This window comes from Amycolatopsis tucumanensis, assembly GCF_021654135.1.
Lineage (GTDB): Bacteria > Actinomycetota > Actinomycetes > Mycobacteriales > Pseudonocardiaceae > Amycolatopsis_E > Amycolatopsis_E tucumanensis.
The window spans coordinates 15,609-35,894 of sequence record NZ_JAKGSD010000072.1 but is presented as its reverse complement, the minus strand read 5'-3'; the positions used below and the strand labels follow the sequence as shown (position 1 = coordinate 35,894).

Here is a 20,286-nt window from a genome sequence, read left to right as displayed (position 1 = left end):
GGTCGGCGACTAAAGATCGGCTGTGGATCGGGGGCGGGGGAGGTCTGGTTGGGGTGGTCGGTGGCGTTGCGTTGCCGGGTGCCGGTTTCTTGTTGTCGTTGGAAAAATCAGTTCTTTCCGGCGATCGCTTCTGCCAGTGCCAGGATTCGCTGCGCGTTCTCCACGTGCAGGTTCTCGATCATCCGCCCGTCCACGGTCACCACGCCGCGTCCCTCGGCTTTGGCTTCCTCGAACGCGGCGATGATCTTCCGCGCCTGGGCGACCTCGTCCTCCGACGGCGCGAACACCCGGTTGCACGGCTCGATCTGTCCCGGGTGGATCAGTGTCTTGCCGTCGAACCCGAACTGCCGTCCCTGCAGGCACTCCGCCTCGAAACCGGCCAGGTCCTTCACGTCGTTGTAGACGCCGTCCAGGATGACCTTGCCCGTCGCCCGTGCGGCGAGCAGGCACAGCGACAAGCCACCGAGCAGCGGGGCGCGGCCGGGGACGAACTCGGCGTGCAGCTCCTTGGCCAGGTCGTTGGTGCCCATCACCAGCACCGTCAAGCGCTCGCTCGCCGCCGCGATCTCCTCCGCGTGCAGCATCGCGACCGGGGTTTCGACCATCGCCCAGATCTTCGTCGCATCGGGGGCGCCGCCGAGTTCCAGCGCGCGCTCGATGTTGTGCACCTCGGCCGCCGAGTTGACCTTCGGCACGACCACCGCGGCCGGGCCCGCCTGGGCCGCCGCCCGCAGGTCCGCGTCGTGCCACTCGGTGTCCAGTCCGTTGACCCGGATGGTCACCTCGCGACTGCCGTAGTCGCCGGACGCCGCCGCCGCGCACACCCGTTCCCGCGCCGCCTCCTTCGCGTCCGGGGCGACCGCGTCCTCCAGGTCCAGGATCAGCGCGTCCGCGGGCAGCGTCTTCGCCTTCTCCAGCGCCCGCTCGTTCGCGCCCGGCATGTACAGCACCGAACGCCGCGGCTTCACTCCACTCATGCCAGCGCTTCCTTCGTCGCCTCGTCGTACGCCTGCTTCAGCTCCGGGTCGCGCTCGGCCAGCTTGTCCGCCAGCTCCGCGACCACCCGGCACTGCTTGACCGAGGCGTCGTCCTGCATCTTCCCGTCGATCATGACCGCGCCGGTGCCGTCGCCCATCGCCGCGATCACCTTCCGCGCCCAGGCGACGTCCTTCGGCTCCGGCGAGAACACCCGCTTCGCGATGTCCACCTGCACCGGGTGCAACGTCCAGGTGCCGACGCAGCCGAGCAGGAACGCGTTGCGGAACTGGTCCTCGCAGGCCACCACGTCCCGGATGTCCCCGAACGGCCCGTAGTACGGCAGGATCCCGTGCATCGCGCACGCGTCGACCATCCGCGCGACCGTGTAGTGCCACAGGTCCTGCTGGAAGGTCGTGCGGCCTTCGTGCAGGTCCTCGCCGACCGGGTCGGTCCGCACCAGGTAGCCGGGGTGCCCGCCGCCGACGCGCGTCGTCTTCATGCGGCGGCTCGCGGCGAGGTCCGCCGGGCCGAGCGAGATGCCCTGCATGCGCGGGCTCGCGCCGGCGATCTCCTCGACGTTCGCGACCCCGCTCGCGGTCTCCAGGATCGCGTGCACCAGCAGCGGCCTGCGCAGACCCGCCCGCGCTTCCAGCTGGGCCAGCAGCCGGTCGACGTAGTGGATGTCCTGCGCGCCCTCGACCTTCGGCACCATGATCACGTCGAGCTTGTCGCCGATCTCGGTGACCAGCGTGATCAGGTCGTCCAGCACCCACGGCGAGTCGAGGCTGTTGATCCGCGTCCACAGCTGCGTCGAGCCGAAGTCGGTGGCCTTCGCGATCTCCACCAGGCCCTGGCGCGCGGCCTCCTTGCGGTCCGCGCGCACCGCGTCCTCGAGGTTGCCGAGCAGCACGTCGACCTTCTTGGCAAGGTCGGGGACCTTCGCCGCCATCTTCGCGTTGCTGGGGTCGAAGAAGTGGATCATCCGCGACGGCAGCGCGGGGATCTCGCGGACGGGGTCGGGCGCCCCCACGGCGAGGGGCGCGAAGAAGTCCTTCGGCGAGCGCATCCGTCCTCCCTTGGCACGGCCGTGGTAACCGACGAGTAACCCTAACCACGAAACCAGGGGAACCGCTGCGGCGAAGCTCACCTCGGAGTGAGGTGCGGATGCGGAACTGGGCGGTGCCGGGGTTCACCGAGGTCGGGTTGCTGGGCGAGGGCGGGTTCGGCGAGGTGGTGCTGGCCAGGCACGACACCTCCGGAACCCCGGTGGCGATCAAGTACCTGTTCGGGAAGCACCTCGGCGACCCGGCGCGGCTGACCGCGTTCCGGCACGAGGCGCAGTTGCTGAGCCGAATCCAGTCGCCGCACGTCGCCCGGCTCTACGAGTTCCACGAGAGCCCGCACGGCGCGGCGATCGTGATGGAGGCCATCCACGGCGTCTCCCTGCGCGAGGTCCTCGGTCACGACGGCGCGCTGCCGCCCGAGTCGGCGCTCGCGGTGCTGAAGGGCTCGCTGCTCGGGCTGGCCGACGCGCACCAGGCGGGTGTCGTGCACCGCGACTACAAACCGGCGAACGTGCTGGTCGGGCCGGGCCGGGAGAGCAAGCTGGTCGACTTCGGCATCGCCGTGCTGGCCGGGCGGCCCGGCGTGCCGGCGGGCACCCCGGCGTACATGGCGCCGGAGCAGTGGCGCGGCGGGCCCGCCACCCCGGCGACCGACGTGTACGCCGCGACCTGCGTGTTCTTCCAGAGCATCGCCGGGCGGCAGCCGTACGAGGGCGCGACCACCGACGAGCTCCGCGACCAGCACGAGAACGCGCCGGTGCCGCTCGACGCGGTGCCGGGGCCGGTGCGCGAGCTGATCGCGCGGGGCATGGCGAAGGAGGCGGACCGGCGGCCGTCCGCGGCGGCCGAGTTCGTCGCCGAACTGGAGACCGCCGCGGTCGCCGGGTACGGCCCGGACTGGGAGCAGCGCGGGCTGGGCAGGCTGGCGCAGCGGGCCGGGGCGTTGCTGGCGTTGTCGCCGCTGGCGCTGCTCGGCGCCGGGACCGCGGCCGCGCCGGGAGCAGCGGCGGGCGGGCTGGCAGCGGTCGGCACCGGCATCGGCCTCGGCGCGAAGATCGGCGCCACGCTGGTGGCCGTCGCGGTCGGCGTCGGCGCGGTGATCGGCACGATCGCGGTGATCGGCAACGGCGAAACCCTGCCGCCGGTCGCCGCCGCGCCACCCGCCGAGCAGCAGGCGGCGGTGCAGGTGAACCTGCTGACCCGCACCGAACCGGGCGCCGGTTTCCACGTCGACGCCCAGTACGCCGCGGTGAGCGGGATGCGGGACCCCGCGCTGCAGGACCGGGTCAACGCCGCGCTCGCGAAACCGCTCGACGACTTCACCGGTTACGTCCAGTCCGGGATCCTCGACCCGACGGAGGACCCGGTGATCGAGAACAAGGTCACCATCGGGCGGCAGGACCAGCGGATCGTGTCCGTGCGTTACGACCTGGCGGTGCAGTCGAGCCAGTTCGGCAACCACGGGGGTTACGCCGTCCTGTGGCTCAACGTCGACCTGTCGACCGGGCAGGTGATCACCGCGGGGGACGTCTTCGACGGCATCGCGGCCGACCAGAACGCGATGAGCGCGCTGGAGGCGCGGATCCTCGCCCGCTCACCCGGCGGCTACTGCGACGGCAGCGAGCCGTTCGGCGAGCGCACCCCGCTCGCGCCGGGGGACCTGCGGCCGTGGGGGATCCTCGACGCGCCCGCGCTCCAGCTGGGATTCCGGCCCGACGGAGTGGTGTTCTGGCTCGCCACGGACGCGCGGAACTACCCGATGGCATGCGGGTACCACGAGGTCGTGGTTCCCTACTCGGAGGTCGCCGACCTGATGACCCCGCTGGGCCGGGAACTCCTGCCCTGATCCGTTCGTTGTCCACAGTGGAACGCGAATGGAATTGCTCCGTTCGGCGGTACGGAGACGCTGGGCGTCGGGTCGTTCAGCGGTCCGTCACCCATTCGGAAGCAGTGTCGGGCTGAAGTCCCGATACCGCTCATCGACCGGTCACCGACCGTTGAGCGCCGCCGATCGCAGGCGCTCCCGTTGTCCACAGATCAACCGGCCCACCCCTGGTACCTCTTTCCATGTGCCTCTTTTCACGAGGTGCGGGTAGGGAATCAGCGGTAAGAGGAGGCGGATCGTGGCGGTTACACCAGGGCACACCGGAAACTCGGTGGTGGCCGGCGGACGATCGTTCCCCACCCGCGTGGTGCCGCCCGTCGAGTTGCCCGCCAGCGTCAGCGTGCTGGCCCGCGACGCCGCCGCCCAGCTGGGCTGGCACGGCGTCGTCCTCCCCGAGGTCACGATGCTCGGCCGCCGCGTGTGCGTCGTGGCCAAGCTGCGCACCGACACCCACGCCGAGCGGATCGCGATGGGCGTCGCCCCGGTGACCGACCGCGCGACCGTCGCCACCTGGACGTGGCCGGAGTTCGCGCCGACCGCCCCGGCCCCGGCCGCCGAGATCGTCGGCGTCCTCGCCGTCGCCCGCCACTGGCGCACCGCGATGGCCTCCGCCGTGCCGTTCAGCCGCTACGGCGAGGCGGCCGTGGTGCTGCCCACGTCGGCCGTGCTGAGCCGCGATTACCTGGACAACTGCCTGCCGCGCGCCCGTTCCTACGGCGTGGGCGTGGTCACCGCCGACGAGGACGCCCGGGTCGACCTGGACATCGACGTGCGCCGCGAGCGCATCCTCCTCCCCGAGGACGCGGTGTCCCGCTGGATCAACGAGATGGTCTACGAGCAGCTGCTCGCCTCCTACGACCTGCCGGTGGCCTGACCCCGGCCTAGAGTCGGTCCCATGCGAGTCGTCATCGCCGGAGGGCACGGGAAGATCGCGCGTCACCTGGAGCGGCTGCTGGCCGGCACCGGGGACGAGGCCGTTGGCATCATCCGCAACGTCGAGCAGGCCCCCGCCCTGCGCGACCTCAGCGCCGAGCCGGTCGTGCTCGACCTGGAGTCCGCCGCGGTCGACGAGGTCGCCGACGTGCTGAAGGGCGCGGACGTCGCGGTGTTCGCCGCGGGCGCGGGCCCCGGCAGCGGCGCGGCCCGCAAGGAGACGGTGGACCTCGGCGCCGCGCGGCTGTTCGCCGACGCCGCCGAGCGCGCCGGCGTCCGGCGGCACATCCAGATCGGCTCGATCGGCGTCGACCGCCCGGCCCGCCCCGGCACCGACGAGGTGTTCGCGGCGTACCTGCGCGCGAAGAAGGCCGCCGAGGACGACCTGCGCGCCCGGGACCTGGACTGGACCATCCTGCGCCCCGGACGCCTCACCGACGAGCCCGCGATCGGCGAGGTCCACCTGGCCGAAAAGGTCGACTACGGCGAGATCCCACGCGAGGACGTCGCCGCGGTGCTGATCGCGCTCTTCGAGGAGCCCCGCTCGTTCCGCCGCACGCTGGAACTGGTGACCGGCAACACACCCGTCGACGAGGCGATCACCCGCTTGTAAATGACACCAGACAGCATCGAGATCGCGGGCTGGCCTGCGGACGAGGCCCGCCGCCGGTCGCGCAAGATGTCGGACTGGCACTACGAGTGGACGATGCGGCACGTGGACCGCGCCCCGTTCGGCATGGAGCAGCGGCCGGAGGGGTCCGACTACAACCTGCACCACCTCGAGGTCGACCCGCCCGCGGACGCGGAGGCGGAGTACCTGCAGCGCCAGCGGGAGATCATGCTGGCCGACCACGGGACGGGCCAGCGGCGCCGCGGGCAGCCGGGCATCGAGAGCCGGTTCCTCGGCGCGGTCTTCTCGGCCGCGCTCGGGGACGCCATGGGGTACCGGGTCGCGGCGGTGGGCGCCGAAGCGTTGCGGCGCCAGAACGAGCGGTGGTTCACCGAGCCCGCGTTCCCCAACGGCGTCGCGCCGGTCTCGCCGAACACCCAGCTCATGCTGTTCACCGCCGAGTCGATGATCGGACCGCACGCGGCGGACCGGGCCATCCCCGGACCGCCGTTGACGACCAACCCGGCGATGCACGTGACGTTCGGGTACCGGCGCTGGGCGGTCACGCAGGGATTCCCGCCCGACGATGTGTTCGGCCCGCTGCCGCAGGAGTACCGCAACACCGGCTGGCTCGTGCGGCACCGGGACATGTTCGACCGGCGCTCCGCCGACGACACCCTCGCTACGTTGCTCATCCGGCACGCGCGCGAGGAGCGGGACTTCGGGCGCTGCGAGGGGCCCGGATGCGTCGCGCGCGCCGTGCCGCTGGCACTGTGGACGGACGACCCCGCGCTCGGCTTCAAGATCGGCGTCGACAGCGCCCGCCTCACCCACCCCAGGCCGGAGGACCACTTGGCCGCGGGCGCGTTCGTCGTTCTGCTGCAACAACTCCTGCGCGGGCAACCGCTGCCGGCGGCGATCGCCGCGGCCCGGCTGCTGAACCAGCCGGAAGCCGCCCCGGTGGTCCAGGCCATCGACGCCGCGGTCGAACTCGCCCGCACAGTCGAGGCGCCGGCTTCACCGCAGCAGCTGACCGCCACCTTCGGCGGCATCACCACCGGTGCGCAGGCGCTCGGAGCCGCCGTCTACGCGGTCGTCGTCACCGACTACGTGCGGGAAACCCTGTCCCTCGCGACGAACCACGACGGCGACACCGCAGCGACCGGCATGCTGGCCGGCGCGCTCGCCGGTGCCCGGTGGGGCATCGAGACCGTGCCGCGCGGCCTGCTCGCGCCGCTGGACCTGTACCAGGTCATCGAGGTGCTCACCCGCGACCTGCTCGCCGAGTTCGGGCCGCAACCGCCGAATGATCCACTGTGGATCCGCCGTTACTGGCACGACTGACGCGCTGCCTAGGGCAACGGGCCAAGCACACGGTCCACATAGGAGTTCCGGAACACCCCGGCCGGGTCGCAGCGTCGTGCCACCTTCACGAAGTCGTCGAAGTGCGGGTAGCGCTCGCGCAGCGCGGTGGCGTCCAGGGTGTGCATCTTGCCCCAGTGCGGGCGTCCGCCGACGGCTCCGACGATCGACTCGAAGCCGGCGAAGTACTCGCGGTAGGGCATGCCCACGAACTGGTGGATGGCGATGTAGGCGGAGTCGCGGCCGTGCGCCGTGGACAGCCAGATGTCGTCCGCCGCCGCGACACGGACCTCCACCGGGAACGCCACCGGGTTCTCCAGCCGCGGCACCAGCGCCCGCAGCTCGCGCAGGACCTCGTGCAGTGATTCACGTGGAACGGCGTACTCCGACTCCACGAACCGCACCCCGCGGTGGGTCACGAAGACCCGGTGCGAGGTGTCCGAGTACGCCCGCGCCGACAGCACTGCCGACGCGAACCGGCCGAGCGGCTGGACCAGTCGTGGCACCGCGCGGCCGATGCGGCACAGCGTGCCGAACGCGACGTTCTCCATGATCTCGTAGTCGAGGAACTCACGGGCCCGGCTCAACGGGCGCGGCACCTCACCCGCAGGCAGCCGGTTGTTGCGCTTGACCAGCGCGTTCTTCCCGTACGGGAACCAGTAGAACTCGAAGTGGTCGTTCTCGGCGGCGAAGGTGTCGAACCCCTCCAGCACCTGCTCCAGCGGCTCCGGCCGTTCCTGCGCGGCGAGCGCGAACGCCGGCTCGCACTGCAGCGTCACGTGCGTGATCACGCCGAGCGCGCCGAGCCCGACGCGGGCGGCGGCGAACAGGTCCGGCTGCCGGTCGGCCGAGCACGTGACCACCGAACCGTCGGCGAGGACCAGTTCCAGCTGCACGATCTGCGTGGCCAGCCCGCCGAGCCGCGCGCCGGTGCCGTGCGTCCCGGTCGACACCGCGCCCGCGATCGTCTGCGCGTCGATGTCCCCGAGGTTGGTCAGCGCCAGGCCGAGCCCGTCCAGCTCGGCGTTGAGCTGCCGGATCGTGGTGCCCGACCGCACGGTGACGCGGTGGTTCCCGGCGTCGACCGCGGCGATCCCGGTCCAGCCGCGCAGGTCGATCGCGTCGGAGTCGGCCACCGCGATCGGCGTGAACGAGTGCCCGCTGCCCCACGCGCGGACCCGGCGGCCGTTCACCGCGACGCCGGTGACGACCTCGGCGATCTCGGCCGCGCTGCGCGGGGTGTGGATGCGCTGCGGGTCCGCGCTCGCGGTTCCCGCCCAGTTGTGCCACCGGCTCATGAAGTGCTCACCCGTCCGTGTCGAGTGACGAAACCGTAAGTGAAAGGTATTCGCGTTTCAAGTCGTTCTGACGTACGGTCCTAGCATGACGACCTCCGCGACCACGTACGACACGGCGACGAAGGATGTCGATCCGCCGCTCGCCGTCGTCGACCTGGCCGCGTTCGACGCCAACGCCGCCGATCTGGTCGAGCGCGCCGCGGGCCTGCCGATCCGCCTGGTCAGCAAGTCCGTGCGCTGCCGCTACCTGATCGAGCGCGCGCTCGCGACGCCCGGGTTCGCCGGGCTGATGTGCTACTCGCTGGCCGAGGCGCTCTGGCACGCCGGCCTCGGCACGAGCGACGACATCCTGGTCGCGTACCCGACAGCCGATTTCGGCGCCCTGCGCGCACTCGCGGCCGACGAGCGAGCCCGCGCCGCGATCACGATCGTGGTCGACTCGGCCGAGCACCTGGACCTCGTGGACGCCGCGCTGGGCCACGACCACCCCGAGATCCGGGTGTGCCTGGAACTCGACGCGTCCTGGCGCCCGCTGCCGTTCCTGCACGTCGGAACCCGCCGCTCGCCGGTCTTCACCGCGAAGCAGGCCGCGGCGCTGGCGCGGAAGATCGTGGCGCGCCAAGGCTTCCGCCTGGCCGGGGTGATGGCCTACGAGGGCCAGATCGCCGGGCTGGGCGACGCCACCGGCAGCCGCCTCAACGACCTCGCCGTGCGCTGGATGCAGCGCCGCTCGTCGGCCGAGCTGTCCCGCCGCCGGACGGCCGCGGTGCACGCGGTGCGGGAGGTCGCCGACCTGGAGTTCGTCAACGGCGGCGGCAGCGGCAGCATCGAGCTGACCCGGGCCGACCGGGTGGTCACCGAGGTCGCCGCCGGGTCCGGGCTGATCGGCTCGACCCTGTTCGACGGCTACACCCGCTTCCACCCGAAGCCCGCGGTGTTGTTCGCGCTCCCGGTCGTCCACAAGCCGGCGCGTCACATCGCCACGCTCTACTCCGGCGGTTTCGTCGCCTCCGGCCCGGCTTCGGCGAGCCGTCTGCCGTCCCCGCACTTGCCGGCGGGGCTGCGACTGCTGCCGTTCGAGGGCGCCGGTGAGGTGCAGACGCCCGTCACCGGCAAGGCGGCACGCGACCTGCGCGTCGGCGACCGGGTGTGGATGCGGCACGCCAAGGCGGGCGAACTCGCCGAGCGGTTCGACGCCTACCACATCGTGGTGGACGGCCGGGTGGAGCGCACGGTGCCCACCTACCGGGGCGAACGCCAGAACTTCGGCTGACTTGTCCACATGTCCACAACCCTGTGGACAACTCAGGCCAGCGTCGCCGCCGCCTCGCGCAGTTCGTCGAGCGTCCGCCGGGTCAGTTCGGCGAAGTCCAGCTGGTTGGCCGGGTCGATCCAGCGGGTGAACGCGAGCCGGAAGGCGAGGTTCCCGATCTCGGCCGTGAGGCTCGCGTCGGGTTCCGGCGTGCCGCGTTCGCGCAGGGCGTCCCGGAACGCGGTGGTGAGCGTGGCGAGCTTGAGCAGCTCACGCTCCTGCAGCTCGGGGTTGGCGTCGATGACGGCCTGGCGCTGCTGCGCCCACTTCAGCCGCTCCGGCCCGAAGAACACCGCGGTGGCTTCGAGAGCCGAGCCGATCGCCGCCAACGGCGTGGCCGTGGCGGGTGCGCCGGTGATCGCTTCGGTGAGGACCTCGCCCAGCGCGTCCTGACCGCCGAACAGCACCTCACGCTTGTCGGCGAAGTGCCGGAAGAAGGTCCGCTTCGTCAGCCCGGTCCGCTCCGCGATCTCCGCGACCGTGGTGTTGTCGTACCCCCGCTCGGTGAACAGCTCTAGCGCGGCGCGCGACAGCCGCTCAGGCGCGTTGGGCTCCCACCGGACCATTCGCTCAGTCTAGGTGATGACACCAGGTGTCATGCGGTGCTACCGTTGTTGATGTCACCAAGTGACATCACTCAGGAGGATTGCATGCGTGTTTTCGTCACGGGCGCGTCCGGGCACATCGGTTCGGCGGTCGTCCCGGAGCTGCTTTCGGCCGGTCACGAGGTGGTCGGCCTGGCGCGGTCGGAGGCCTCGGCCGCGAAGCTGGCCGCCGCCGGTGCGCAGGTGCGGCGGGGCGACCTGCGGGACCTGGACGGCCTGCGGGAGGCGGCAGCCGAAGCGGATGGCGTCATCCACCTCGCCTTCGACCACGAAGCCATGACCGCCGGGGACTTCGCGGCCGCGGGCGACACCGACCTGGCCGTCGTGCGGGCGTTCGGCGAGGTGCTGGCCGGCACGGGCAAGCCGCTGGTCGGGACCTCGGGCACCGCGATGGTCGCGGGGCTCGGGCTGGACCGCGCCGCCACCGAGGAGGACGTGATGCCGGGCGGCTACCGGGTCGACTCGGAGAACGAGCTCGCCGGGTTCGCCGACCGCGGGATCCGGACCTCGGTCGTCCGGCTCCCGCCGATCGTGCACAGCTCACTCGACAAGCACGGCTTCGTCCCGGTCCTGATCGCGGCCGCGCGCAAGGCGGGCCGGTCCGGCTACCTCGGCGACGGCGCCAACCGCTGGCCCGCCGGGCACACGCTGGACGCCGCGCGGCTCTACCGCCTGGCGCTGGAGAAGGCGCCGGCCGGTTCGCGGCTGCACGCCGTGGGGGACGAGGGCGTCCCGCTCCGGCAGATCGCCGAGGCCATCGGCCGTCACCTGGGGTTGCCGACGGAGAGCATCCCCGCCGAGCAGGCCGAGGCGCACTTCGGCTTCCTGGCCCGCTTCGCGGCGATGGACAACCTGACGTCCAGCGAGCGCACGCAGCGGCTGCTGGACTGGACGCCGGAGCACCCCGGCCTGCTCGCCGACCTCGACGCGGGCCACTACTTCGAGAAGGATTGAGCTATTCCCCGAGGCGCGAGGCCAGGTACTGCTTGATGAGGTGCTTGGTCTCGCCCACGATTTCCGCGTCGCCCTGCGGGTCGCGGTGGAAGGCCAGCTTCAGCAGCCCGTCCGCGGCCTCGATCGCGACCGTCATCGCCAGCGACAGGCGCGGCGTGTTCAGGTCGATGTACTTCCCGACGAGGTCGGCGAGCGAGTCCGCGATGACCCGGTTGTTGTCCCGGCTGTCGTCGAGCAGCTGCCGGTCCACGACGTCGCCGAAGTGGACCTTCGAAAAGCCCGGCACGGTCCGGTGCATCTCCAGGTAGATGTCCAGCACCGAGTCGACGACGTCCCACCAGTGCCGCGGGTCCTCGCGGCTCAGCCGCTCGCTCACCGCCTGCACGAACCGGTCCAGGTTGCGTTGGGTCAGCGCCCGCACGACCGCCCGCTTGTCGGGGAAGAACTGGTACAGCGAACCGACGGCGACCCCGGCGCGCTTCGCGATCAGGGTGGTGGTCAACGCGTCATAACCGACCTCGTCGATGAGCTCGGCGCTCGCGTCCAGCATCTGCTCGACCCGCTTCGCGCTGCGCTGCTGGACGGGCTGCCGGCGAAGCGGGGTCGTCGTCGCCTGGGTCTCCGACACGTTGTGCTCCTTCTGGTGCTCTGAACAGGGACTTTAGCGCGCCGGACCGCTTCCCCCCGGTCGAGGGAAGGGCTAGCATTTGAGAACTTTTCACGTTAGCCCCGATGAAGGGACGTCGCTCGTGGAGAACCTCGCCTTCCCGCCCGGCTTCCTGTGGGGCGTGTCCACTTCGGCCTTCCAGATCGAGGGCGCGACCAGCGAAGACGGGCGCGGGCCGTCGGTGTGGGACACCTTCGCCCCCGGGCAGGCCGACGTCGCGTGCGACCACTACCACCGCTGGCCGGAGGACGTCGCGTTGCTGACCGAGCTGGGTGTCGGCGCCTACCGCTTCTCCTTCGCCTGGCCGCGGATCCAGCCGGCGGGGTCCGGCGCGCCGAACGAAGCGGGCCTGGCCTTCTACGACCGGCTGATCGACGCGCTGTGCGAAGCGGACATCGCGCCGGTGGCGACGGTCTACCACTGGGACACCCCGCAACCGCTGGAGGACGCGGGCGGCTGGCTGAACCGGGAGACGGCGTACCGGTTCGCCGAGTACGCCTCGGTCCTCGGCGAGCGCTTCGCTGATCGCGTGCGGATGTGGATCCCCCTCAACGAGCCGATGGTGACGACGGTGTTCGGGTACGCGATCGGCGAGTACGCGCCCGGACGGACACTGCTGCTGGACGCCCTCCCCACCGCACACCACCAACACCTCGCCCACGGCCTCGCGGTCCAGGCTCTGCGGGCCGCGGGTGCGTCGAACATCGGCACCGCCAACCATCATTGTCCAGTTTGGCCTACTTCAAACTCCCGAGCTGATCATGATGCCGCGCACTGGCTGGACGCGTTGCTCAACCGGACCTTTTCGGACCCGGTGCTACTCGGCAGTTATCCCGCGGAAATCGAACCGCACCTTCCCGCCGGATACGCCGATGACCTGGTGAACATCGCTCAACGGCTGGATTTCTACGGCGTCAACTATTACGAGCCGCACGGCGCGGCGGCGCCCGGCGCGGGCAATCCGCTGCCGTTCGAACTTCGCCCGATCGAGGGTTTTCCGCGCACCACCAACGACTCCCCGATCGTGCCGGCCGCGCTGCTCGAGCTGCTGGCCGGCCTGCGCGACCGGTACGGGGAGAAGCTGCCGCCGGTCTACCTGACCGAGAACGGCGCGAGCTTCGACGGCGTTCACGATCAGGAGCGCATCGACTTCCTGGACGCGCACCTGCGGTCCGTCGCCGCCGCGATAACGGCGGGAGTTGAAGTCCGCGGGTATTTCGTTTGGTCGCTGCTCGACAATTTCGAATGGTCGAAGGGGTACGCGCCGCGGTTCGGACTGGTGCACGTCGACTACGAAACGCAGCGCCGGACTCCCAAGGACTCCTTCTCCTGGTACCGGAAGCTGGTGCGCGCATGACCGGAACGCGGACGCCCGACGCGCTCGCCGAACCCGAGGTCCCGGTCCGGGCCGGCTGGATCGGCCTGCTCTTCGGCGCGAACATCGGGCTGTGGATGGGCATCTACGCCCCGATCCAGCTGCTGCTGCCCGAGCAGGCCGAACACCTGGACGCCGCGGACAAGGAGCTGGTGTTCGGCATCGTCACCGGCGTCGGCGCGGTGGTCGCGCTGCTCACCAACCCACTGGTCGGGCTGGCCTCGGACCGCACGCGCTCCCGGTTCGGGCGGCGGCACCCGTGGACGCTCGCGGGCGCGCTGTGCGGCGCGCTCGGCCTGGTGGTGCTGGCGGTCGCGCCGAACGTGGCGGTCATGGTCGTCGGCTGGTGCCTGGTGCAGGCCGGCCTCGGCGGCATGCTCGCGACGCTCACCTCGGCGGTGCCGGACCGGGTCCCGGTCGGCCAGCGGGCGCGGATCGGCGGCCTCGTCGGCATCAGCCAGATGCTCGGCACGGTCCTCGGCGCCGTGCTGGTGACGGTCCTGGTCACCAGCCTGCCCGGCGGTTACCTCGGCTGCGCCGCGGTCGTGGTGCTCGGCGCGGCCGCGTTCGTGCTGCGCACGCGGGACATCGCCCTGCCGCGGGACTGGCGCCCGGCGACCGGGTTCCGCGCGGTCCTGGGCGAGCTGTGGGTTTCGCCGCGGCGGCACCCGGACTTCGCGTGGGCCTGGGGCTGCCACTTCCTGATCAACCTGGGCAACTCGCTGGGCACGTTCTTCCTGCTGTTCTTCCTGAAGGACGCGGTGCACCACCCGGACCCGGACACCGGGCTGCTGATCATGATGAGCCTCTACGGTGTCGCGCTGGTGGTCGGCGGCCTCGTGGTCGGCCCGCTGTCCGACCGGACCGGCCGCCGCAAGCCGTTCGTGCTGGGCGCGGTCGTGGTGATGGCCGCGGCGGCGATCGTGCTGGTGCTGTGGCAGACCTGGCCCGCGGCACTGGCGGCGTCCCCGCTGCTCGGGATCGGGTTCGGCGCGTACTGGGCGGTGGCGCTGGCCATCCTCACCGAGGTGCTGCCCGCCGCGCAGGACCGCGCCAAGGACCTGGGCGTCATCAACATCGCCAACGCGCTGCCGCAGGTGATCGCGCCGGTCGCCGCGACCGTCATCCTGGCCGAACTCGGCGGCTACCCGGGACTGTTCGCCGCGTCGGCGGTCGCGACGCTGGCGGCCGGGGCGTTCGTCCTCGGTGTCCGCTCGGTGCGCTGAAATCACCGAAGGGCTCCTCCGGGATTCGGAGGAGCCCTTCAGCTCCGTACCTTTGGGCCCGCGGGCCGGTGCCGGTCGGGGGAGGGGAGTGCAACGGCACCGGTCCGCGGAGTTCTCGGGGCCACGAGGGCGGGGCGGTCAAGGTGCGATCTGCAACTTCGCGTCCTCGACCATGATCGACAACATAGCGGTGACGGGGGTGTTCCGCTAGAGGTTGTTACCGAGTTTTTTCGATTAATCGCCGAGTGGTCAGCGGTTCGCGACCTGCGGTATCAGCGCGTGACGACCGGTTGTCTCACCCGGCGTCGTACCGCGCGTCTGTGCCGGGACCTTCGGCTTGCGGCGCGACGGGCGGCGCAGGTCCTGCTGGGGGGCGAGACCGCCGGCGACGAGGTGCTCGTGCGCGACCTGCCACACCGAGCACGGCGCCTTGCAGCGGTGCCACCGGGTGGAGCAGGTGGGGCAGTCGCCCCGCTCGTCGGGCTCGTGAGCGGTCAGCATCGCGCGCCAGCCCTCGGTCAGCCGCGGCAGTTCCGACCGGGCCACTGAGACGAGGGACTGCGCGTCCGCCCTGGTGGCGAGATCGGCGAGCATGTCGAGGCGCTCCCAAACCGCGTTGCGGAGGACCTGCCCAAGGATCTGATCCACGGAATTCTCACCGTCACCTTTCCGCCAGTTTGGCGGCTTCGTTCAGCGCCGCCTGGAGCTGGCCGAGCTGACCCGCGGTGAGGCGGGCCGTTTCCCCGGGCGGTCCGACGAGGACCACCTGGTCGTCCTGGACGAGCACGGTGACGCAGCGGTCGCGGTTGATCATGTCGCCGCACTGCACCCGCCACACCAGCTGACCACCCTCGTAGCGGCGCAGCTGCGCGGCACGCGGGTCCGGCGCGGGCATCGCCGACCGGCTCGCGACCGGCGCACCGGCCGGGGCGAAGGACCGCCGGTGGACCTGGGCGCGTGGTGCCGAGATCGAGTTCATGAACTCCACCGTGTCTCCGCTCTGCTTCGGGCTTGCTGTCCGTGTTCGTCGTAGCTCTGCGTGATCGCGGGGCGTATCCGCTCGGTCACGCCGAACCCGAGAACTAGATTGCGATGAACCGCAGCCGAAGAGAAGGCGAACCGCGGTCACAGCGGCGACCGGCGCGGGCGAGCCGGTGAACGGTCGCCGGAGTTCACCCCGACCGATCAGGGCTCCCGCAACGACGTTTCCCAGGGTTCAATGGGTGTGCCTACGCTGCGAATCGACGCCCGACAGGACGGTGAGGGGGCGCAATGGACGCCGGTGACAACACTGATGCCCGCCAGGGACACCCGATCAGCTCGGATGCCTGGGAGAAGCGGGAGATGAGGGAGGCCCTGGCCGCCCGCAACATCAGTGCCGTGTACCGGAACCTGCGCAAGGAGGGCATCTCCCAGCGCCAGATCGCCGCACTCACCGGCCAGTCCCAGTCGGAGGTCTCGGAGATCCTCAAGGGCCGCCAGGTGATGGCCTACGACGTGCTCGCCCGGATCGCCGACGGCTTGGGTGTCCCCCGTGGATACATGGGCCTCGCCTACGACGAGGCCACCGAGATTCAGGTCGTCGGCGCAGCCGACGAGCAGCAGGCTGAGGAGGACGAGTCCGTGAAGCGGCGGAACTTCCTCGCGCACGCCGCCCAGGTCACGATGGGGGCGGCCATCCTGGGATCGTCGCCGAGGGCATGGGCGGCGAGCCCCGCGAGGACGCCGGCACCCGGCCACATCGGGATGACCGACGTGCGCCAGGTCGAGGCTGCGACCAGAGCGCTGCGCGCGCTCGACTACCAGTACGGCGGCGGCTTCTGCCGCGACGCCGTGGTCGCGCAGCTGTCCTGGGGGCAGCAGATGCTCGACTCCTCCGCGGCCACCCCGGTCCGCTCGCGCCTGTTCGTGGCGCTGGCCGACCTGCACAGCCTGGCCGGTTGGACGTCGTTCGACAGTGGACTGATGGACTCCGCGCGCGGGCACTTCGCCAACGCGCTGGAGCTGGCCAAGCAGGGCAACAACGACCACCTGGTGGCCAACATCCTGTACCGGATGGGCCGGGTCTACCTGCACCAGGAAGCGCCCAACGACGCGCTCAAGCTGTTCCAGCTGGGGCAGATCGCGGCGCAGGAATCCGGCTCCGAGCTGGCGATCTCCGTGCTCGCGGCGAACCAGGCGTGGGCCTACGCGATGATGGGCAACGAGGACCAGTCGCTGAAGCTGCTCGGCCTGGCCAAGGACGAGTTCGCCCGCGCGAACGTGGCCGAGGCCGAGGACTGGGTGAAGTTCTTCAACGAGACCGACGTCTACGCGATGATCGGCACCGTCCACACGGTACTGGCGCGCGGTGTCGACACGAAGCACACGCAGTACGCGATCCCGGCGCTGACCAGGGCGATCGAGGCCTACGGCGAGGACATGCAGCGCAGCAAGGTGTTCAACCAGGCCGCGCTGGCCACCAACCACCTCATCGACGGCGACATCGACCACGGCGCCCGCATCGGCCGCCTGGCGCTGGAGTCGGCGGACGGCCTCAAGTCGGCCCGCGTGAAGGACCGCATGATGCCGATGCAGGAGGAAGCGGCCAAGCGCCGCAACAACCCCGACGCCCGCGACCTGGACGAACGCATCAGTTCGTTCTTCGCCGCCTAGGAAGATGCGCACCGTCGCGGACGAGCTGGACGGCCGGTTCACCAAGGAGAAACTGGCCGCCGTGCTGGCCGAGGCGTGCGCCCTCCTGGGTCTGGACCACCGCGGCGCCCGGCTGCTGCGGTTCACCAACAACGCCGTCTACGAGCTGGCCGGCGCGCCGGTCGTGATGCGCATCGTCGGGTCGCGTGCGCTGCGGCACCGGGTCGCCAAGGTCGTCGAGGTCGCGCGGCACTTCGAGGCCAACGACGTGCCGGCGATCCGGCTGCTGCCCGGCGTCGGCCAGCCGATCCACGTCGGCGAGCACGTCGTCACCGCGTGGGTCCGGGTGCCGCCGGGCGAGCGCCGCGCGAACGCCGCCGACCTGGGCAGACTGCTGCGCCGGGTGCACGCCCTGCCCGCCCCGGACGGCGTCGGCGAGTGGGCGCCGCTGGCCGACGTGCGCGCCCGCGTGGCCGACGCGGAGGAGCTCGACCCGGACGACCGCCGGTTCCTGCTGCGCCGCAGCGCCGAGGTCGAAGCCGCGCTCGGCGAGCTGGAGTTCCCCCTGGACCGGAGCCTGATCCACGGCGACGCGCACCCGGGCAACGTGATCGTCGGCCCGGACGGGCCGGTGCTGTGCGACTTCGACTCCGCGTGCTTCGGCCCGCCGGAGTGGGACCTCACGCCGCTGGCCGTCGGCCGCGAGCGGTTCGGGGACCCGGCGGGCCGGTACCGCATGCTCGCCGACGTCTACGGCTTCGACGTCACCACCTGGGACGGGTTCGCCGTGCTGCGGGCCGCCCGCGAGCTCAAGCTCGTGACCAGCGTGCTGCCGATCCTGCGCAGCCACCCGCACGTGCGCGGTGAGCTGCGGCGACGGCTGGGCGACCTGCGCGCGGGCCGCGCCGGCACGGAGTGGGCCCGCTACCGCTAGTCCACATCGTGGGAAAAACGGGGACATTTACCGACCGCAGGAGACCGCTCGTCGTATGTCCGGATCCCTGTGCGCGCGGTGGGAAATTCGGTCCGGCTAGTCACCCTGGGTGGATTAATCCGTCCCCCACGCGTGCAACTTGCAGCTACTGACGGTTAGCTGACCGGGGCCCGGGTGAGCACCACCGCGAACCCGAACGCGAGCCCCATGACGGTCAGCTCGAGCGTCGCCCACGTCGCGAGCGCGGTCCGCTCGTGCCGGACGATCCGCGGCATCAGCTTCCACCGGACCATCGCCCCGAGCACCGCGATCCCGGCCGCGCACACCAGCTTGAGCACCACGAGCTGCCCGTACGGCGTGGTGAACAGCGCGGTGAACAGGCCGATCGTCGGGTTGAGCAGGATCTCCACGACCGCGTTGAACAGCCCGGTCGCCGAGACCAGGACCAGGCACAGCGTGGCCAGCTTGGAAAACCGCGGCAGCGCGTGCGCGAGCAGCGTCCGGTTGGCGGCGAGCAGCACGACCATCGCGCCGAGGCCGCCGGTCCACGCGACCGCGCCCATGACGTGCAGCTCCATCGAGATCATCGTGTAGTCGTGGTAGTCCCAGTTCGCCGCGTGCCCGGTCACCGGCAGCGGCAGCAGGGCGAACAGGCCGAGCCCGACGCGCACCTCGGCGGGCACCTTCTCGCCGTGCCGCAGCGTCAGCACCCCGAGCCCGACCTGGACCAGCGCGAGCACGGCGACGACGAGCAGCGCCTTGCCCGCGCCGACCTGCACGACGTAGTCCCAGATGTCGGCGAAGCTCACCGTCGGCACCTGCGGCCGGTACTCGGCGGTCTGCAGCACGAGCGTGACCAGCGCGGTCGTCGTCCACACCAGCGACGCGGCCAGCGCGATCGGACGGGCGCGGCGCATGATCGGCTCGGTGAGCTTCGGCCGGTCGTACCCGACCAGCACGGACAGCAGGGCGATCCCGATCGTCGTCACCGCGGCCAGGTCGAGCAGCACGCGGACGATCGGGATGGCGACCGAGACCACCTCGCTGACCTCCGCCACCCCGGGCACCGGCGCGGTCGCCGTCAGCGCGACGCCGATCAGCGTGCCGGCCAGCGCGGCGGTGACGATCGCGACGATCGCCTGGTAACGGACTTGCGAGGTGGCCCCGGCCGCCGTGGTCACGCCTTCTCCCTGCCCATCCGGAGAGCCAACGTCAGCCCGATGGCCAGCAGGACCACCGCGCCGACGATCCACACCCACACCGGAACCCCGCCGCCGGACTGGGCGGCGGGTGCGGCCGTGTCGGCCCCGGTCGCGGCGCTGGCCGTGGCCGGGGTGCCGTTGCCGGCCGTGGTGAGGGTGAACGGCACCTCGCCGGTCACCGGGTGCCCGTCGGCGGACAGGATCCGGAACCCGACGGTGTACTGCCCGGCCGGGCCGAGCGGCCGCACGCCGACGGTGACGACGTTGCTGTTGATCTGCACGTCGCCCTCCGCCCACTGCGTGCCACCGGGGCCGGTGACCGAGACCTGGTTGACGTTGCCGCCCTGCACGGGCGCGTCGAAGGTCAGCGTGATCTTCGACGGCCCGGTCGCGAGCGTGGCGTCCTTGGCCGGGTCGGACGAGACGAGCACGTTGTGCGCCAGCGCCGGGGTGGCGGTGACGACCAGCGCGACCAGTGCGGTGGCGACCGTGACGAGCAGGCGGCGCATTACTTCGACGCCTTCCGGGACCGCAGGACCGCGCCGGCGCCGACACCGAGGCCGAGCGCGCCGACGACCAGTCCGGCGCCGCCGAGCCAGCGGGCCGTGTCGTCGGTGGAGGCGGACTCCTCCGCGGCGGCCTGTGCGGCGGCGGTCTTCGCGTGGTGCGAGTCGCCCGAGGCCGAAGCCGCGGCCAGCGACACGGTGGGCGCCGGGTGCTCCGGCTCCTCCGCGCCGGCTGCCTGGACCTGGTCCCACGCGACGACCGTGCCGTTGTCGTAGGTCTGGATCGCGGGCAGGACCAGTTCGTCGACCGCGGGCAGCGAGCCCGCGGTGATGCCGAAGTCCTGGTACTGGGTCTCGCCGGGGCCGATCTTGGTGCCCGGCTGAGCGGTGAAGACGACCTTCGTGACCGCCTCGGTGACGTCGAGGCCCTTGCCGTTCTTGACCGGCGCCGGCAGCGGGGTCTTGGTGACCTCCGCGGTCCAGCCGGGGATCGGCTGGTACCGCACCGAGCTGATCGCGTACTCCGGCTTGAAGTCGATCTCCACCTTGACGGTGGCGGCGTTCTCCTCCTCGTTCGGCACGCGGAAGGTGATCGCCCCGTACCCGCCCTGCTGCGGCTCCGAGCCGAGGACGTTCGCGGTGACGTGCGCGGACGCGACGCCCGCGCCCAGCAGGCCCGCGATCCCGACGGTGCCGGCCAGCACGAGCCCGCGCCGGATGACGGCGTTGTTCGTCATGATG

The 20,286-nt window shown here is 71.5% G+C and carries 20 protein-coding genes; 10 read left to right on the top strand and 10 right to left on the bottom strand.

What is annotated here, in order from left to right; genetic code table 11:
• Positions 1-107: 107 nt before the first annotated feature.
• Together L2C96_RS39950 and L2C96_RS39945 are read right to left on the bottom strand one after the other, a co-directional pair.
• Complete coding sequence (locus tag L2C96_RS39950) at positions 108-977, bottom strand: HpcH/HpaI aldolase/citrate lyase family protein (RefSeq protein WP_237339801.1); 870 nt, start codon at positions 975-977, stop codon at positions 108-110.
• A complete protein-coding gene (locus L2C96_RS39945) occupies positions 974-2,044 on the bottom strand; it encodes an HpcH/HpaI aldolase/citrate lyase family protein (RefSeq protein WP_020416297.1) in 1,071 nt (356 codons plus the stop codon). Before L2C96_RS39945 ends, L2C96_RS39950 begins: the two co-directional genes overlap by 4 nt.
• Positions 2,045-2,142: 98 nt before the next feature.
• Here L2C96_RS39945 and L2C96_RS39940 point away from each other — a divergent pair, with 98 nt between their 5' ends.
• From L2C96_RS39940 to L2C96_RS39925, 4 genes are all read left to right on the top strand, one after another.
• Entirely contained in the window at positions 2,143-3,888 is a 1,746-nt protein-coding gene (locus tag L2C96_RS39940) for a serine/threonine-protein kinase (protein ID WP_051123472.1), read from the top strand.
• A gap of 277 nt (positions 3,889-4,165) precedes the next feature.
• Positions 4,166-4,801, top strand: a complete 636-nt coding sequence (locus tag L2C96_RS39935; RefSeq protein ID WP_027935593.1) for a hypothetical protein — start codon at positions 4,166-4,168, stop codon at positions 4,799-4,801.
• A gap of 21 nt (positions 4,802-4,822) precedes the next feature.
• On the top strand, positions 4,823-5,473 hold the full coding sequence (locus tag L2C96_RS39930) for an SDR family oxidoreductase (protein WP_020416299.1): 651 nt from the start codon (positions 4,823-4,825) through the stop codon (positions 5,471-5,473).
• Positions 5,474-6,814 carry an ADP-ribosylglycohydrolase family protein gene (locus L2C96_RS39925; RefSeq protein WP_237339800.1) on the top strand — a complete coding sequence of 447 codons (1,341 nt, stop codon included), beginning with the start codon at positions 5,474-5,476 and terminating at the stop codon, positions 6,812-6,814.
• A gap of 8 nt (positions 6,815-6,822) precedes the next feature.
• On the opposite strand, the gene L2C96_RS39920 is transcribed toward L2C96_RS39925, so the two are convergent.
• A complete protein-coding gene (locus L2C96_RS39920) occupies positions 6,823-8,130 on the bottom strand; it encodes a D-arabinono-1,4-lactone oxidase (RefSeq protein ID WP_237339799.1) in 1,308 nt (435 codons plus the stop codon).
• A gap of 85 nt (positions 8,131-8,215) precedes the next feature.
• On the opposite strand from L2C96_RS39920, the gene L2C96_RS39915 reads away from it, so the two are divergent.
• On the top strand, positions 8,216-9,403 hold the full coding sequence (locus L2C96_RS39915; protein WP_237339798.1) for an amino acid deaminase/aldolase: 1,188 nt from the start codon (positions 8,216-8,218) through the stop codon (positions 9,401-9,403).
• Between the two features lie 32 nt (positions 9,404-9,435).
• Here the strand turns inward: L2C96_RS39915 and L2C96_RS39910 are convergent, their stop codons facing one another.
• Positions 9,436-10,008 carry a TetR/AcrR family transcriptional regulator gene (locus tag L2C96_RS39910; RefSeq protein WP_237339797.1) on the bottom strand — a complete coding sequence of 191 codons (573 nt, stop codon included), beginning with the start codon at positions 10,006-10,008 and terminating at the stop codon, positions 9,436-9,438.
• Between the two features lie 84 nt (positions 10,009-10,092).
• On the opposite strand from L2C96_RS39910, the gene L2C96_RS39905 reads away from it, so the two are divergent.
• Entirely contained in the window at positions 10,093-11,001 is a 909-nt protein-coding gene (locus L2C96_RS39905) for an SDR family oxidoreductase (RefSeq protein WP_237339796.1), read from the top strand.
• A 1-nt stretch (position 11,002) separates the two neighbouring features.
• On the opposite strand, the gene L2C96_RS39900 is transcribed toward L2C96_RS39905, so the two are convergent.
• Positions 11,003-11,629 carry a TetR/AcrR family transcriptional regulator gene (locus tag L2C96_RS39900; RefSeq protein WP_020416304.1) on the bottom strand — a complete coding sequence of 209 codons (627 nt, stop codon included), beginning with the start codon at positions 11,627-11,629 and terminating at the stop codon, positions 11,003-11,005.
• Between the two features lie 121 nt (positions 11,630-11,750).
• Between L2C96_RS39900 and L2C96_RS39895 the strand changes: the two genes are divergently transcribed.
• Both L2C96_RS39895 and L2C96_RS39890 read left to right on the top strand, forming a co-directional pair.
• Positions 11,751-13,025, top strand: coding sequence for a GH1 family beta-glucosidase (locus L2C96_RS39895; RefSeq protein WP_237339795.1), 1,275 nt, complete (start codon positions 11,751-11,753; stop codon positions 13,023-13,025).
• Positions 13,022-14,269 carry an MFS transporter gene (locus L2C96_RS39890; RefSeq protein WP_237339794.1) on the top strand — a complete coding sequence of 416 codons (1,248 nt, stop codon included), beginning with the start codon at positions 13,022-13,024 and terminating at the stop codon, positions 14,267-14,269. The genes L2C96_RS39895 and L2C96_RS39890 overlap by 4 nt, the downstream gene beginning before the upstream one ends.
• Before the next feature lie 249 nt (positions 14,270-14,518).
• Here L2C96_RS39890 and L2C96_RS39885 read toward each other — a convergent pair whose 3' ends face one another.
• Together L2C96_RS39885 and L2C96_RS39880 are read right to left on the bottom strand one after the other, a co-directional pair.
• Entirely contained in the window at positions 14,519-14,917 is a 399-nt protein-coding gene (locus L2C96_RS39885; RefSeq protein WP_020416307.1) for a hypothetical protein, read from the bottom strand.
• 13 nt (positions 14,918-14,930) lie between these two features.
• Positions 14,931-15,257, bottom strand: a complete 327-nt coding sequence (locus tag L2C96_RS39880) for a hypothetical protein (RefSeq protein ID WP_020416308.1) — start codon at positions 15,255-15,257, stop codon at positions 14,931-14,933.
• A gap of 284 nt (positions 15,258-15,541) precedes the next feature.
• Between L2C96_RS39880 and L2C96_RS39875 the strand changes: the two genes are divergently transcribed.
• Both L2C96_RS39875 and L2C96_RS39870 read left to right on the top strand, forming a co-directional pair.
• Positions 15,542-16,924: a helix-turn-helix domain-containing protein gene (locus L2C96_RS39875; protein ID WP_017986057.1), complete on the top strand. Its 1,383-nt coding sequence runs from the start codon at positions 15,542-15,544 to the stop codon at positions 16,922-16,924.
• A gap of 4 nt (positions 16,925-16,928) precedes the next feature.
• The gene (locus tag L2C96_RS39870; RefSeq protein ID WP_020416310.1) at positions 16,929-17,837 is read left to right on the top strand and encodes a phosphotransferase family protein; all 909 of its coding nucleotides are present in this window, start codon (positions 16,929-16,931) and stop codon (positions 17,835-17,837) included.
• Between the two features lie 155 nt (positions 17,838-17,992).
• On the opposite strand, the gene L2C96_RS39865 is transcribed toward L2C96_RS39870, so the two are convergent.
• Genes L2C96_RS39865 through L2C96_RS39855 form a run of 3 tightly spaced genes read right to left on the bottom strand, consistent with a single transcriptional unit; the run spans position 17,993 to position 20,282 of the window.
• Positions 17,993-19,018 carry a CopD family protein gene (locus L2C96_RS39865; RefSeq protein WP_237339793.1) on the bottom strand — a complete coding sequence of 342 codons (1,026 nt, stop codon included), beginning with the start codon at positions 19,016-19,018 and terminating at the stop codon, positions 17,993-17,995.
• Positions 19,015-19,548 (bottom strand): copper resistance CopC family protein, encoded by a 534-nt coding sequence (locus tag L2C96_RS39860; protein WP_237339792.1) that lies wholly within the window; start codon positions 19,546-19,548, stop codon positions 19,015-19,017. Before L2C96_RS39860 ends, L2C96_RS39865 begins: the two co-directional genes overlap by 4 nt.
• Positions 19,548-20,282 (bottom strand): YcnI family copper-binding membrane protein, encoded by a 735-nt coding sequence (locus L2C96_RS39855; protein WP_237339791.1) that lies wholly within the window; start codon positions 20,280-20,282, stop codon positions 19,548-19,550. The genes L2C96_RS39860 and L2C96_RS39855 overlap by 1 nt, the downstream gene beginning before the upstream one ends.
• Positions 20,283-20,286 lie beyond the last annotated feature (4 nt).